General features: G+C 41.9%; 22 protein-coding genes. 19 read left to right on the plus strand and 3 right to left on the minus strand.

All coding sequences use genetic code 11. The features are described 5' to 3' along the window. From FC24_RS10990 to FC24_RS11075, 19 genes are all read left to right on the plus strand, one after another. Positions 1 to 568 (plus strand): phage tail family protein (locus tag FC24_RS10990; protein WP_202813625.1); only part of this gene is annotated, 568 nt, incomplete at its 5' end. Then, on the plus strand, positions 561 to 2225 hold the full coding sequence (locus FC24_RS10995; RefSeq protein ID WP_057874888.1) for a phage tail protein: 1665 nt from the start codon (positions 561 to 563) through the stop codon (positions 2223 to 2225). The genes FC24_RS10990 and FC24_RS10995, both read left to right, overlap by 8 nt. After that, entirely contained in the window at positions 2203 to 2505 is a 303-nt protein-coding gene (locus FC24_RS11000; protein WP_057874889.1) for a hypothetical protein, read from the plus strand. The genes FC24_RS10995 and FC24_RS11000 overlap by 23 nt, the downstream gene beginning before the upstream one ends. Continuing rightward, a complete protein-coding gene (locus tag FC24_RS11005; protein ID WP_057874890.1) occupies positions 2505 to 3713 on the plus strand; it encodes a BppU family phage baseplate upper protein in 1209 nt (402 codons plus the stop codon). The genes FC24_RS11000 and FC24_RS11005 overlap by 1 nt, the downstream gene beginning before the upstream one ends. Positions 3714 to 3729: 16 nt before the next feature. Continuing rightward, on the plus strand, positions 3730 to 4212 hold the full coding sequence (locus FC24_RS11010; RefSeq protein WP_057874891.1) for a hypothetical protein: 483 nt from the start codon (positions 3730 to 3732) through the stop codon (positions 4210 to 4212). Between the two features lie 49 nt (positions 4213 to 4261). Further along, positions 4262 to 4738 carry a hypothetical protein gene (locus FC24_RS11015; RefSeq protein ID WP_057874892.1) on the plus strand — a complete coding sequence of 159 codons (477 nt, stop codon included), beginning with the start codon at positions 4262 to 4264 and terminating at the stop codon, positions 4736 to 4738. A 7-nt stretch (positions 4739 to 4745) separates the two neighbouring features. Continuing rightward, on the plus strand, positions 4746 to 5210 hold the full coding sequence (locus FC24_RS11020; protein ID WP_162257021.1) for a hypothetical protein: 465 nt from the start codon (positions 4746 to 4748) through the stop codon (positions 5208 to 5210). Between the two features lie 18 nt (positions 5211 to 5228). Beyond that, on the plus strand, positions 5229 to 5573 hold the full coding sequence (locus tag FC24_RS11025; protein ID WP_057874894.1) for a hypothetical protein: 345 nt from the start codon (positions 5229 to 5231) through the stop codon (positions 5571 to 5573). After that, complete coding sequence (locus FC24_RS11400) at positions 5573 to 5689, plus strand: XkdX family protein (protein WP_083485701.1); 117 nt, start codon at positions 5573 to 5575, stop codon at positions 5687 to 5689. Before FC24_RS11025 ends, FC24_RS11400 begins: the two co-directional genes overlap by 1 nt. A 169-nt stretch (positions 5690 to 5858) precedes the next feature. Next, positions 5859 to 6173, plus strand: coding sequence for a hypothetical protein (locus FC24_RS11030; RefSeq protein ID WP_057874895.1), 315 nt, complete (start codon positions 5859 to 5861; stop codon positions 6171 to 6173). Positions 6174 to 6183: 10 nt separating this feature from the next. Further along, positions 6184 to 7119 carry an N-acetylmuramoyl-L-alanine amidase gene (locus FC24_RS11035; RefSeq protein WP_057874896.1) on the plus strand — a complete coding sequence of 312 codons (936 nt, stop codon included), beginning with the start codon at positions 6184 to 6186 and terminating at the stop codon, positions 7117 to 7119. A gap of 168 nt (positions 7120 to 7287) precedes the next feature. Further along, positions 7288 to 7659, plus strand: coding sequence for a hypothetical protein (locus FC24_RS11040; RefSeq protein ID WP_057874897.1), 372 nt, complete (start codon positions 7288 to 7290; stop codon positions 7657 to 7659). A gap of 14 nt (positions 7660 to 7673) precedes the next feature. Beyond that, on the plus strand, positions 7674 to 8099 hold the full coding sequence (locus FC24_RS11045) for a hypothetical protein (protein WP_057874898.1): 426 nt from the start codon (positions 7674 to 7676) through the stop codon (positions 8097 to 8099). 71 nt (positions 8100 to 8170) lie between these two features. Further along, entirely contained in the window at positions 8171 to 8950 is a 780-nt protein-coding gene (locus FC24_RS11050) for a hypothetical protein (protein WP_057874899.1), read from the plus strand. 56 nt (positions 8951 to 9006) lie between these two features. After that, entirely contained in the window at positions 9007 to 9267 is a 261-nt protein-coding gene (locus FC24_RS11055) for a hypothetical protein (protein WP_157059131.1), read from the plus strand. After that, on the plus strand, positions 9267 to 10214 hold the full coding sequence (locus FC24_RS11060) for a hypothetical protein (protein ID WP_057874901.1): 948 nt from the start codon (positions 9267 to 9269) through the stop codon (positions 10212 to 10214). Before FC24_RS11055 ends, FC24_RS11060 begins: the two co-directional genes overlap by 1 nt. Beyond that, a complete protein-coding gene (locus FC24_RS11065; RefSeq protein WP_057874902.1) occupies positions 10196 to 10870 on the plus strand; it encodes a hypothetical protein in 675 nt (224 codons plus the stop codon). Before FC24_RS11060 ends, FC24_RS11065 begins: the two co-directional genes overlap by 19 nt. Positions 10871 to 11006: 136 nt before the next feature. Further along, a complete protein-coding gene (locus tag FC24_RS11070; RefSeq protein ID WP_057874903.1) occupies positions 11007 to 11264 on the plus strand; it encodes a hypothetical protein in 258 nt (85 codons plus the stop codon). A 14-nt stretch (positions 11265 to 11278) separates the two neighbouring features. Next, positions 11279 to 11965, plus strand: a complete 687-nt coding sequence (locus FC24_RS11075; protein WP_057874904.1) for a hypothetical protein — start codon at positions 11279 to 11281, stop codon at positions 11963 to 11965. 54 nt (positions 11966 to 12019) lie between these two features. Here the strand turns inward: FC24_RS11075 and FC24_RS11080 are convergent, their stop codons facing one another. The 3 genes from FC24_RS11080 to FC24_RS11085 form a co-directional block, all read right to left on the minus strand. Then, the gene (locus tag FC24_RS11080; protein ID WP_057874905.1) at positions 12020 to 12256 is read right to left on the minus strand and encodes a hypothetical protein; all 237 of its coding nucleotides are present in this window, start codon (positions 12254 to 12256) and stop codon (positions 12020 to 12022) included. Then, positions 12253 to 12375: a hypothetical protein gene (locus FC24_RS11935; RefSeq protein ID WP_268872310.1), complete on the minus strand. Its 123-nt coding sequence runs from the start codon at positions 12373 to 12375 to the stop codon at positions 12253 to 12255. Before FC24_RS11935 ends, FC24_RS11080 begins: the two co-directional genes overlap by 4 nt. A 265-nt stretch (positions 12376 to 12640) precedes the next feature. Beyond that, a complete protein-coding gene (locus tag FC24_RS11085) occupies positions 12641 to 12862 on the minus strand; it encodes a hypothetical protein (protein WP_057874906.1) in 222 nt (73 codons plus the stop codon). Between the last annotated feature and the right edge of the window lie 938 nt (positions 12863 to 13800).

A 13800-nucleotide genomic window follows, 5' to 3' on the forward strand; every position in this document is an offset into this window, starting at 1 on the left:
AATCAGGATCCGAACTAATGCCGAGCCGGTGATTGTTAAATACGTTCGAGCTGGTAATTTTGAAATTAAACCCTGGCGTGATGGAGCACAAGACGCCATGTTTACTATTCCGTTTGAAAATCCGAGTGGGTACAAGTATTCGTTGTTAAATAGTGACAAGTTGGATCATTCGGACGGTGATGGTTGGCAAATGGGGATGAATCTGCCCAGCAATGACACGCTCAGTTATCACTTTAGCACCAGTAATTTTAAGGTGTTTAACGCCTCGGATATTATTATTGACCCTTATTATCAGCGCCACGAGCTCAGTATCATAACTAAGTATACTGGCAGCTATTTGCAAATCACAAATACGACCAATAACACATCCTGGCGGTTAAATAAATCCAGCAAAGGGGGTAACACGGTGATTCTAAATGGCATCACAACCACAATCGACGGCAAGCCAGCTAGTGATAAAACTGATTACGGTAATCTGGTTCTAGAGCCCGGCTATAACAACATCAAAGTTTCAGGCGCAACTAAGATGAGTATCACGTTTAGCTTCCCGTTTATCTACCTTGGCTAGCAGCAATAAATTAGTCGTCAAAGGCCTGCACAGCGCCTATGCGGAGCCTTTACGTAGTGTGTTATTTGACACACTCTGTATTCAGGTGGAATTAAATAGCCAGTATCAATTAGAATTTACCGCCTATGATGATCAGTCAGTCGCTTACAATTCTTTAAGCGTCGAGGCTAGTGTTTATTGGCAGGATCAGGAATATATTGTTAAGCAAGTCGCCTCAGCTCATAGTAGTGGTGTCAACACCATCCAAGTAACCGCGGTCCATGTTGCCTATGAGGTCAGCCGCGTCAGACAGCGTCAAGTAAAAACCGGTACGTTAACCTACAGTGTTAACGATGTGCTGGCTTTTTATTTGTCTGGGAATAAGCTGGGCTTTACGTGGCAGGTGATTGGTAATTTTGATAAACAACAAATTACTGACCTAGGCAACTCCAGTGGTAAGGATATGCTATCTAAGATTGCGTCTACCTGGTCAGATGCTGTCTTTTGGCCAGACAACAAAAATATTAGGATTTATCAACATGATGCCATTGCCAAAAATCTGGGCAACCGCATCGATTATTTGCATAATACCAGCGAGGTTAAATTGACCTATGATTCTACGGGACTCGTTAACCAAGTCAAAGTGTATGGCAAACAAAAAGAAAACACTGGCACAGATAGTGATAAAACCGAGTATTATTTTACGCCATTTTTAGTGACCGATGAGCAATCAGTCAAGCAGTGGGAGCTACATCCCGGTGATGATTTATCAGATGAGCGCTTTACTGACCCTAATGCTATGCGGGCTTCTGCATTAGCAAAGATGACATCAGATCCACCTTTGACAATTGAGACGTCAGAGCAAAGGGCCGGCGAGCCAGCGTTGATGGAAATTAGGCGCTTGGAAATCCGCCCCTCTGGGTTTGCTACGCAAGTAGAAATTGTTGCTTATAAATACTATCCATTGGACAAAGCGAAATCCACCGAAGTTACCTTAAACAATCGCGCTAAGACGATTTTAAATTATAAAAAGGCGGGCTCCGACGCTTTGGATAAGGCGCTTGCCGCTTTAAAGGCGCAGCGAAAAGCAATACTTCAAGCAGCGGAAAATAGCCAAAGAAGTTACGATTCTCGGCTGGCAGGCACTCCTGTACCGGCTAACAAAAAACCGCAAATGGCAGTTAGAGCAGCAGTCTCCAGAGATGATCTGCCACTTTACACCTTAAAAGTTGCTGGCGATAACCCAGATTTCGGCTTGCCGAAAGGCAGTCAATTTGCGGTACTAACTAAAGCTGAGGGTGTATTGGGGTTGGCAGGTTACATCAGTAATTGGCTCACTAATAATAATCAGTTTGTCTTTAATCAAATCAAAAACTTAATTGGCACGATTAAAGGTGATCCGGGAGAGCCAGGCAGGCCTGGCAAAGATGGTAATGATGGTCATGACGGGCAATCAGCCTATGATATTGCAGTTGCTGCAGGCTTTGAGGGCACCAAGGAGCAATGGTTAGCCAGTTTAAAGGGTGACACGGGCGCATCGCTGTCAGCAATAGCTTTAACTGTTGACGGTGCCGGGACAATCGTTGGCGGCGAGGTGACCTTGGATAACGGCGATACCTTGCCAGTTAAAATCAACCAGAAGGGAGATAAGGCGGATGACACAACGGATGGTGACTGATGATTTGGTGGTGCCATTAAACGGCAAGTTTAGGCTGCAGCTGATTAATAATTTTAAGCTGATTGATTACCGATTACGGCAACTTAATCAGTTATATGATAGCCTGCCGGAAAGTGTTAAAAGCGAGGATATTGATAATCTAAGCAAAAATATCAATTACGATGTGCAAACCGCCTTAGCGGATATGGATAAAAAAATCAATCGGATTACGCTAGGAGTGGATCAAGAAACTGCAGAGCGAGTCGTCACAAAAATTTTAGAAGATAAAGGGGTGATTTAATGCCAGTTTTAACTTACCGAATTGGCACTGATAAGCGGGCGCTCGTTGACGATGTCCAGAATTTTAAGCTTAATTTTTCCAACAGTAACAATAATTGGGTACAGGCGCGGCAGTATGAAAACGGCATGCGCCAGGTCTTTGTCAATGTTAAGAATGAAGATGGTAGTCCATATGATTTAACGGGGTGTAACTATTGGTTTATGGGGCAGTTACCTGGTGGTAGATACCGCATTATCGATGCTAAACATGGGGTGCCAATTGACCCAGCCAACGGGCAGTTTAGATTTGACATGCCAAAAGAGGCTTTTGCCTTAGCTGGATCATATGTCCAAGCCTTTTTTAAAATTGTCCGTAACGGTGATAATGTCACTACTTTAGAATTTGACTTAGAGGTTTTAGCGGATAAAGTCATTACTGGCTTGATTCCACGGGACTATGTCACACCATTTGAGGATATTTTAGACCAAATCGAGGCTAAACAAGCTCAGGCAGATAGTAAAACCCAGGCTTGGCTAAAACAGTATCAAGCCCGGTTTGATGATTTGTACCAGCAGTTTACAACTTTGTTAGATGATACTGGTGGTAAGGCCGACGAGGCCTTGGCTGATTGGCAAGATAAATTTGATGCGGCTTACCAAAAGTTAGAGCAACGTTACAATGATGCTGACAGCAATATCCAAAAGCAAATGACTAAGTGGCAACAACAAGTCACTAGTCTGATTACTAGTCTCAATGCGGATTATGCTAGTATCCAGGCCTCGGTCAACGGCCTAAATGAGAAATTGGATACGATTGATCAAAAAGCGGACCAAAAGGATCTAGTCACACAAGCGCAGCTCAAGGAGCTAATCGAAACTAATGCCCGCACCCAATTGGGTGGCAAGTATGGATTGAATCTCAGCGGCGTGTCCAGTAGCGATTTTCCGCGGTTTAAGCTTTACGTGTACCAGTATGGTGCCGGTATTCCACAGCCAGACCCGGGCTTTTTTGGCGTTAAGACCACGCATGAGTTGCCGGTGCAGCCGGAATTTACTGACGGCAATGCTAGCGTGACCTTTTTGGTTAATTTAGCCCAGGTCAAAAAGTACCTGGATGATTTTAACCCGGACCAAATAATTACAACCTACAGTAGCGACAAGCACTGGTTGTACTTGACCAGTGGCGTATCCACTGTCGGCATCCAGACAACCAATGCTAAATTTAAATAAATAGGAGGAGTTTTACATGACACAATATACACCAATTGATTTTGGCGCCCCGCAATGGGACCAAAAAATTAATGAGAACCTCAAACAGATTTTTTCGGGGGGCGTTAGTGACTCAGGTTGGGTCGCTTGTGCATCTCTACTAAACGGTGCCCAGGATTATTATGCGCTGACCGATAAGGCCAGCGATACCACGATTAAACGGCGGGTATTAGATTTCCACAAATTTAAAATCGTGATGATTACTGGCGCTTTAGGTGCTAAGTATCAAGACGTCAAGCCTGGTGATGTGCCCTTAATTAAATTGCCTAGCGGCTATCCGGTCTCCCACAATTATGTGTTTGGCTTAATTAATGCCGGCACTAAAGATGGTTATAACCGCTGGGACATTACGATGGATGGCCAGGAGATTAGTTTAAAGGCTTGTCATCTCGCAGAGGACATCAAGGATACTGGTTATATTATCTGGCTACCGGTAAATATTTGGTATGTAAGTAACTAGACGCTCATATATTTTATGGGCGTCTTTTAATTAAGAAAGGAGCCTATTTATGGCATTACAGAAAATTGCATATGGGCAAAATAATTGGGATAAAATAATCAATGGAAATTTTGATGCAACAGAAACACAGTTTGACAAAATCACTAATGGTACGGACTGGCAACCAGTATCTCTGATTGCACCCGTAACTGGCACACTACAATTTAAGATCCAGAATCGGGTCTTGTATTTTGTTGGCTCATTTAAGGCCAATACAACAGGTGTAGAAGTTAAAATTGGTATGCTGCCACAACAAATCCACGATAAAAGCTTTGTTGGCAAGAATAAGTCTACCGGCGAAACGGTTGGTGTAAGAATTGGCAATACAGGTAATTTAATGGCTCATATTACATCAGCAAAAAACAGTATCAGTCTCGATGGTGTTGCTGTTTTAGTCGGCGATATTTCCCTGGGGGGGGGGCGTAAACCCCGCCTGAACCACTGGTTTAAAGGGATTTACAGCCACCTTGAATTGGAGGTGGCTTAACATGACGATGCAAAAAATTAATTTTGGCGAGCAAAATTGGGATAAGCCTCTTAGCGCTAATTTAGCCGACTTATACGCAGGCGGTGCTATCAGTGATACTGGCTGGATTGATTGTGGCACTCTGATTAATGGTGCACGAGTGTATAACGGTGATGACAAGTTTAAAGTTAAACGCAAAGTAATCGATTTTGGCAAGTTTAAATTAGTTAAGATTAACGGCCAAGTGGAAATATCTGGGACAGACCTTGACTGGAATCATCTATCAGATACACCAATTGTGACTTTACCAACTGACTTACCGCCATTAAGAGAAATTAATAAAGTTTTACCATCATCTGGCAGAAGTTTAGTGCGCTGGAAATTAACGGCTGATGGTCAAACTGCAAGGATCATTTATATTATGTTGGACAACCGCATGAAACCAAACGAAATACTTTGGTTACCAATTGAATTTAACTATATCTCACAATAATGATTAGGAGGATTAATAATGGCACAAAAACAGATTTATTTTTACGATGGCCAAAAAGTTTTTGACCATAGCGAATTAATTGACGCCGGCGCCAAGGTGCCGGCAAATGCTACCGAGGTACGGCCAGCTGATGGTTTGTACGAACCCCGGACATTTAACGGGTCGGAATGGGTAGGCGTCAGCCGCGAAGAGTGGCTTAAGAACCGCCCGGAGCAGGAACCGTTAGAACCATCAGAACAAGACAAAATGATTGCGGATTTAACCAAGCAGTTGGCTAAAGCAACCCAGACGGCTACAGCAGCCCAAAGCGCTGTGGCGGAATTGACGAAAAAAGTGGCAGAATTGAAAGGAGCTGAAGCCTAATGGCTTATATTTTAGATTTTTACCAGCGTAACATTTTTACTGATGATGACATGTCCTTATTTGTTAAAACTGACATGATTACGCAGGCACAATATGACAGTGTTAAAGCCGCTTAGATAGGAGTTTTAAAATGCTAGGTTTTAAATGGTTTAACCGCTTCTTTTTTATTTTGGGGCTGATTTATATTATCGGCATGGTTATTATTACGCTGAGTTGGTAGATAATAATATTAGTTATAGGCCGCCTAGTGCGGTTATTTTTATACCAAAAAATTGGGGTGAGTAAATGGCAGACAAAAGACCGATTGAGCAACGAGTTGCCGATCACGAAAATCGGATTGAACATATTGAGGACAGTATGCGAGATTTGAAAGATGACCTGTCAAAAGGCTTGCAACGGGTAGATGAATCAAATCGCTACTTGCGCAACCAAAACGGCGAAATCTTACGCGAAATCATCAAGCGCAACAATGTGGCGGAGCAACATGACTACACGTTAAAAAAGATGTCCAAGACAAATCAGATTAAGATGTTTACGATGATCTTTGGGGCGTCTGGCTTAGCGTTTGCGCTGATTGAGTTGTTGCTTAAATTTTTATAAGGAGGTCAGCATGAAAAAATCAAATAAATTAAAGCTTATTTTGGGAGCGACTGCAATGGCAGCCGCTCTTTTGTTTGGCGCCACCACGGCAACTAATGCTTACAGTGTAGACAAATCCTTTGCTTTAGGCGCCGGCCAAGGCTCAAGTCAAGTAACCAATAATAAATACGTGGTATTGCATGACGTGGGTACTGAGTCTGGTGCGCGCGATAATGCTAGTTATTTTAAAAACAATTGGAATAGCAGTTACACGTACACGCAATACGTTGTCGGTGATGGTGGTCAGGTGTATCAGGTTGGCCAGCCGGGATATGTTGCTTGGGGTGCTGGCTCCTATGCCAACGCTAATAGTCCTGTACAAATTGAGCTTGGCCATGCCAAGTCCTATGCGCAGTTTAAACAGGATTATGCAGCTTACGTTAAATTGGCACACAACTCGGCAAAACAGTTTGGCATCCCGCTGAGATTTAACGACATCAATGGGGGTATCATCACGCATAATTTTGTCAGCCAAAATATCTGGGGTAATCATAGCGATCCTATTGGCTATTTGAGCAAATGGGGTGTATCACAGGCTATGTTAGGCCGCGACGTAGTGACTGGTAGCTCTAGCCTAGGTAACAATAAACCGACAACTGACAAGCCTGCTGGCAATCAAAACCCTGGCACAACTAATGGCAATCTGCAACGACACCTAGCTGCAGGTTTTAAAGCTGAGTCTGGCACGTTTGTTAATGGCGATACACCAATCCAAGTACGCTATTTGGCGGGCACCGGTGCACCTCGGGCTGGTATGCTACCAGCATATGCGTCCATCAAGTATGATAGCTGGATTAATTATGACGGTTATACTTGGGTGCATTATATTGGTTATAATGGTAGAGATTTGTATTTACCGGTGCATCCGACGGGCACGGCTAATAATCTCTGGGGCCAGTTTAAATAATTTAACAGTCATCGATTTAACATTGCCTATTCCTAGCGGGGTAGGCTTATTTTTTATGCACTATAGTCAATACTATAAACTATTTTTGTTTATATTGTTGACAAAAGTGAGATTAGGAGTTACACTAAGTACGTAAGGTTGAGGAACACAAGAAAGGAAGTTATTAAAATGAAGTACGCAGAATTAAAAAAATTAGTTGAAGCAACTGAAGAAAATTATTATTATGTCGGTGTTCGGTTTGAAGATCGTGAATACAATGATGGTGACATTGTTGCTTATTCTAAAGACAATCCCGATCGGCAAGATGAACGTGATTTCCCCGAATTTGGAACACCGGAATATGATGATTTGCCTGAATTAGATGGTAGTAGTGCTTGGTATATAGACGCGCCAACTATGTTGAATTTTGATACATCAATATATATTCCAGATCATGCTTATGTAATTGCTAGCAATGAAATGGGCGGTGATGATAATTATGCCGTAGATTATGGTGAAATTTTAATTAAAGATGCAATAGTTATTAAAAAATTATGGTAAATCGGAGGTAAATAATGACAGACAGAACCGAGTATAAACACAGCTGGCGCGACCAGCTGGGTACCGATATGGACAAGGCTAAGGCAATATTGGCAGATAAATCGATCAGCACAACTTATCTAGCTAATATTACTGATATTAGCCGCTATGGCGTTTTAAATTATCGCAGCGGCAAAACGGACATTGAAAAAGCGGCTTGGACAATTGTTACTAAGCTAGCCCGGGCCTATGAGGTCAGTTGGATTACGACCCAAATCGGGGATCAGCAAACCGAATTTGTCCTATTTATCAAAAAACTAACAGAACAGTTAACGATCGTTGGTGACCAGTTGGAAAATAAAGATCCGGCAATGGCAGACACGATTGACCTATTAAAAGACATGACGATCAGCGAGATTACGCAATTAATTGTACTGTTTAAAAATTACCAAGACGACTAAGGAGCGGTAAAAAATGGAAAAAACACCGGAATTAATTGCCATTGATTTTTAAGTAAGGGTAGGTGGATAAATTGACACCAACACAGCTAATTTATCAGGCCTGGCAAAAAACAGTGCAACCGTTGCCTTATGATAATGGCAAACAAAAAATCGATTGCTATTTTGCGGACCCAATGGATAAATGTGTCCCCGTGAAAGCGGAGACGCATTGCACAATCTGTGGCGCCCCGATTACGCATGGCGTGCCGGTTAAAAAAGCATTATCCTCAAACTATACAAATTGGGACCAGCACAAGGCGCCTAGCAGTAAGTATGTAGGCCCAGCATGCTACTTTACCATTAAGTTAAACACTAAATATCATCGTATGGCATTGGATCGCTATAGTTTTTGCGCCACTACAGACCATTTGAGCATTTTAAATCGGTGGCAGGTGCGAGATTATTTAATCAAGCCACCAAAGCCACCATTTGTGTTAGTGTGCACCGTCTCACAACAAAAGCACCTGGCGTTGCATAGCCGCATCTCTTATCAACAGAGCCGGTTTTATTGCCAGTTTGAAAATCAGACTTTATTAATTGACCCGACGTTTAAGCCCTTGGTTAACTTTATGGAGGCGTTGTATAGTATTGGCATTAGCAAACAACAGTTAGCCCAAGGCAAACTCAATTATGCCAAGTTAAAAGATTATGATTTTACCGGCGTTAAGCAAATCATGATAAAACTAGCTAATTATGTACAGCGACCAGATTATGAGTTGGCGGTCCATGTTGCCACACAAATCAAGGAGGTTGATGCGTTATCTTACTTAAATTTGACACCACGCGTAAAAGCGCAGCCCGAGCGGCTTTAATTGTTTATATTGTCCATCAATCGCAAAAAACGGGTTACGGACCACGTGGTTTAACTATGTGGGGCGAGATTATGCGATTGGTGCAGGTAACCGCTAAGCGAGCGCCTAATTTACCCCAATTTTTAGACCAATTAATGGTCAAAATGGGGGCAGTAACTTTAGAGCCAGCACCGGAACTATTGGCTATTTTAGATTTAACCGCCACGGAGCAAAAGCAGATCCTCACTACTCTTTATGACACGCCCCAATGGATTATCTTATTAGTGCGTGATCGGATCCAGCGCGAGCGCTTAGCCAGTCAAAAGGAGGCAAATTAATGCCGATTTATCAATTTAACTCAATTTATACCTTAAAGGCGCCACTCTCGCATCAGGCCGTTGATCCCAATAGTGTGGTAAAAAAATTAAATACCGTCACGTTGCGTAATGGTGACCAGATTGAGCAAGTGTTTGCTTACTCAGGCAACGCTTTACGTGGTGGTTGGCGGGATCAAGGCGCAAAGTATTTATTAAATCATTGGGGCCACTTAAAGTTGCCACAAAAAGCCTTTAATTTACTATTTACCGGCGGCAACCTGTCGGGCAATCAAGTCGTTGATGTCTCCCGAGCTCAGGCTATCCGCCATTATTTTCCGTTGCTATCACTACTTGGCGGTGCGATTGGCAATCAGATTTTAGCCGGTAAAATTACCCAAACATTTGCTTATCCGGTATGCGCTGAGACCACAGCAATTGTCCCGCCTAATCTGGATCCAATCGATTACCAGGCCCAAAAGCTATCCTGGCGCCGCATGACGGAGGACAAGCAGTTTATCCGGATGGACGACAGCAAGCAAGCCTTGAGTACTTATTTGGATCAAACAACGACAGCTAAAAAAGCTAAGTCTGAGCTGCCGGCGCAAATGCTTTACGGCATTGAGTATCTAATCCCCAACACCCAGTTGTGGCACAATTTGGAGCTTGATTGTACAGAGCTGGAGTTGGGCGCATTAGTGTCTTGTCTGGCAGAGTGGGCGCAGGCACCTTATTTGGGCGGCATGTCGGCGCAGGGATTTGGCTTATGTGATTTGGTCATGCTACAGGAGACCGATGACGATAGCCAGACACCGTTTTTAAAGATTGTTGGTGGCAAACTGCAGTTAGCGCCGCTAGCAAAACAAGTTAAAGATCAATATGATGCCCATCTCAAAGACATTTATGCCGATACCGACATGGCGCAATTAATTAAGCTACTGGAGGGTAAAAAATGGCAACTGAGCCTTTAAAAATCACTGCCCATTTGGTCGATGGCCGGATTAATAGCAGTGATGGGCTATTATCACTTGATAGTATTATTTATTATGCCTGGTTTAAGCGCTGGTACCCAGAAAAGTTTTTGGGCACCCTTAAGCTGGACGACTTATTAATCGGATTACCATTACCTAAGGATAACCACGGACTGTATCAAGCCTCAGTAGGATTTTACCACCAATATACCCAGACCACGGAGTATTGGAACAGCGAGCCCGATTGGGAGCACGGCCACATTTATTTAGATAAAAATAAAGGCAAAATTAATCCTAGCGTCGGCGTCCAACGAGCGTATCATACTGCTGAGACAATCCGAGTGGTTAGCGACCCCGTCTTTTATTGCCGCGGTAAACTCGAGAAAATCCCGCAGTATTTATCTTATGTTAAGACCTTGGGCAAAAAAGGTAGCGTGGGTTGGGGCCGGGTTAAGTCTTGGACAGTGGAACCTGCAGCTGAGGATTGGTCGTTCTGGAGCCCAAAGCATGGCTTAATGCGGCCGTGGCCTACCCAATACCAGTCAGAGCTAGGGCATGATTTAACTGGTTATTTTGTGGATCAAACTGCCATTCGGCCGCCGGGCTGGCAGAAGCGCAATCAAAACCTTTGTTATATTCCAGATTTTATTGAGTAAGTCATAATAGGCTTGCTTTTTTATGTTTATAAAATACTATAAACTATTTTTGTTTATAGTATTGACAAAAGTAAGGGTAGGAGTTACACTAAGTACGTAAGGTTGAGGAACACAAAAACGAAAGGAAGTTATTGAAATGGATACAGTTAAAGTTGGAAATCAAGAATTTGAAATTGTTGAAGCACCAGGCAGTGATGTGGAAGAATATTGCGAAGCAAAAGATGAATTGCAACAATTTCCACATTTAGCAGTAACGGGTGTTGGTCGCTCGTTAGCAGACAACCAGAAATATGAATTAGTTTGGTACATTGATGAGGATGCCATGAAAGCTCAGCCAGAAGATATGGAAGACTGGTGTGACTGGGATAATCCTAATAGCGCTGATTTGATTTAAAGGAGAGATTAGCCGTGATTGAAAAGCGGTATGAACGGGTGGAAACGGGTGTCTATAAGCATGTTTACCGGGGCGGTGTTACTAAATACGTTGCCATTTCTGCCTGGAAAAACGACCCGCACGCCTTGTTTGAAAAGCATGATACCATTGCAGCGGCACGCGCAGCCTACCGAAAATTTAAGCTAGCCCACCCAGTGGACACCTGGCATGGTCGGCGGCGGGATTTAACTAATCAGCGTTTTGGCCATCTAACAGCATTGTGGCCAGTGAAGGGTGGCAGTAATGGCCAGTACACCAAATGGCATTGCTTATGTGATTGTGGCCGCGAAACTGAACCGTACATGAAAAGCTTGCTTAATGGTGTTACTACCACTTGCGGTGCCAGTTATCATCATGAGCATGTCTTTAAAAAAACACAAGAAATTAATCAAGCAGATATTGCTAAATACGGTACTATTCCCGGCATGTTAAAACAAAGTAAACGTAAATCTAATACCACAGGTTACAAAGGTGTGACCCGATCAAAGCTGAAAAGTGGCACCATGCGTTACCGTGCTTATTTAACGGTGGCGGGTAAATCTTATCGTGGGCATCGGTTTGAGCGCCCAGAAGACGCTTACGCAGAACGTTTAGAATTAGAAGCCAAATATCTAAAGCCAATTTTAAAACAAGTCGAACAGGACCGCGACAAGAAAAATTAATTATGCTAAAATAAAGAAGACTTCCTTTCGAAGTCTTCTTCAACTTACAGCCCACTAGCTATGCTGGTGGGTATTTTGTTGTTCTAATTCCAGTAATTCTTTAAAAACAGTCCAGGGTTCTTTGCCTAATGCTTTCCCGGTCGCCTTTAAAATTTTGCCTGAAATAGTATCAGTGCCACCTTTAGAATTAGCGACAGTCTGCAGGGTGCTTTGATAAACGTGCCCTTTTTTTGCAACTTGATAGCGAGTGATGTGGTTGTTATCTAAATATTGTTGATAAATACTTTTCATTTCAACCACCACCAAATTAATAAAGCGAGCACAACGAAAGCAATTAGGCCAGTAATCATTTCTTTACGAGTTGTTCTGCGGACACTTATTTTAACGTGTTTGCTTTCAAATAGCTTCATTTTGTGTTCCTCCTAAAATCGTGCTATACTAAAAGTACCAAAGAGGGCGGGCTAGCGCCCTCTAAGAGTGGCCTATTACCACTTAAAAACAATGGCGAAAGTCACGAAGATTAGGTTAACTTTAATAGTTAATTTAACTTCTCGTGGCTTTTTTATTTTTAAGCGGGGCAAGGGAACCACCTCCCTCCTTGGTACAATTATATAATACACTATTATGTTGTATAATGCAAGACCCTTTGTCAACTTTTTCAATTATTTTGGGTCTTTAATAGATATTGTCATTGATTATAATGCCGATACTAGTGGCTTTTTTGCACAGCTCATTAGCATAGGCAAGTGCAGTTTGATGATTTGTACAGCTGGTGAGGTCAGTGGTAATAATACGCCCGTCTGCATCATCGATTGCAATCAATGCAATGTTGTCTGTAACTCTAATCTCAATTTTGCTGTCATAAATGCTAATTGCTTTAAAAATTTGTTCGTCCATAAAATTTCGCCCTCCTAATAATAAAGTACGTTTTTTTATGGATGTTTGTTTTTGTATTAGTGATTATTCAGCCTAAATGTATAAAATAACATATGTATTTTATTCGGTGTGCTCTCTAAAATGGTTCCGGTTTAGGTACCGGTTAAGTTTTGATTTGGTTTAATTGTATTAAGTTCTTATTCGTTAAAATGCTGTTATACCGCTAATTATGACACTTATTTTAACTGTATTATAGTATAATAATACTCCCGCCGCTTCCATATAATGGCCGAAGAACCCTTATCTGACAAGGGTTCTTCTTTTTTGGACCCCGGTTTTGGACCCGGTTTAGTTTTAAAACGCAACGTATTTGCTAAATTTATTAGCTGTTTCTTTCTTTGCATATTGAGTAACATGTGCATAAATATTCAGCAACATATCTTGTTCGTTTTTTTAACTACCGCTAAAAGTTAATTTAACAGTGTTAGTGGTTAAGTAACCTGCTGACACTTTTTTGCGCAAAGTAATCTGTGATTTGACAGTTACTTTGCTTTATTTTTAGGCAAACTATTGAAATCGGTATCAACATGTGATATATTTCACATGTACTAACATCAAAATTATTTTGCGATGGAAGACACAGAAAATTAGGAATAAACGAGCTTTTGTCTAGGACCTTACTGTATCTTCTAAATATGGTAAGGCCATTTTTATTGACTGAAAAACCTGATTATTTAAAGCGTTAAGTAGTCAATATTGTACTTATCACTCAAGGTAGAAAGCAAGGTGACCATAAAACTAACATCACATACCGGGGCAGCGCGTCAACGATAGGTTCATATATATCTGAATTACGATCGTAAAGGTTGAGTGGATGATTAGAAAATAGGATAAAATAGTCCATTTAAAATGGCAGATTGCAAGAAATAACTTGAACAAATTTAGTAACGCAGATTACG

Source organism: Loigolactobacillus rennini DSM 20253 (genome assembly GCF_001436505.1).
Classification (GTDB): domain Bacteria; phylum Bacillota; class Bacilli; order Lactobacillales; family Lactobacillaceae; genus Loigolactobacillus; species Loigolactobacillus rennini.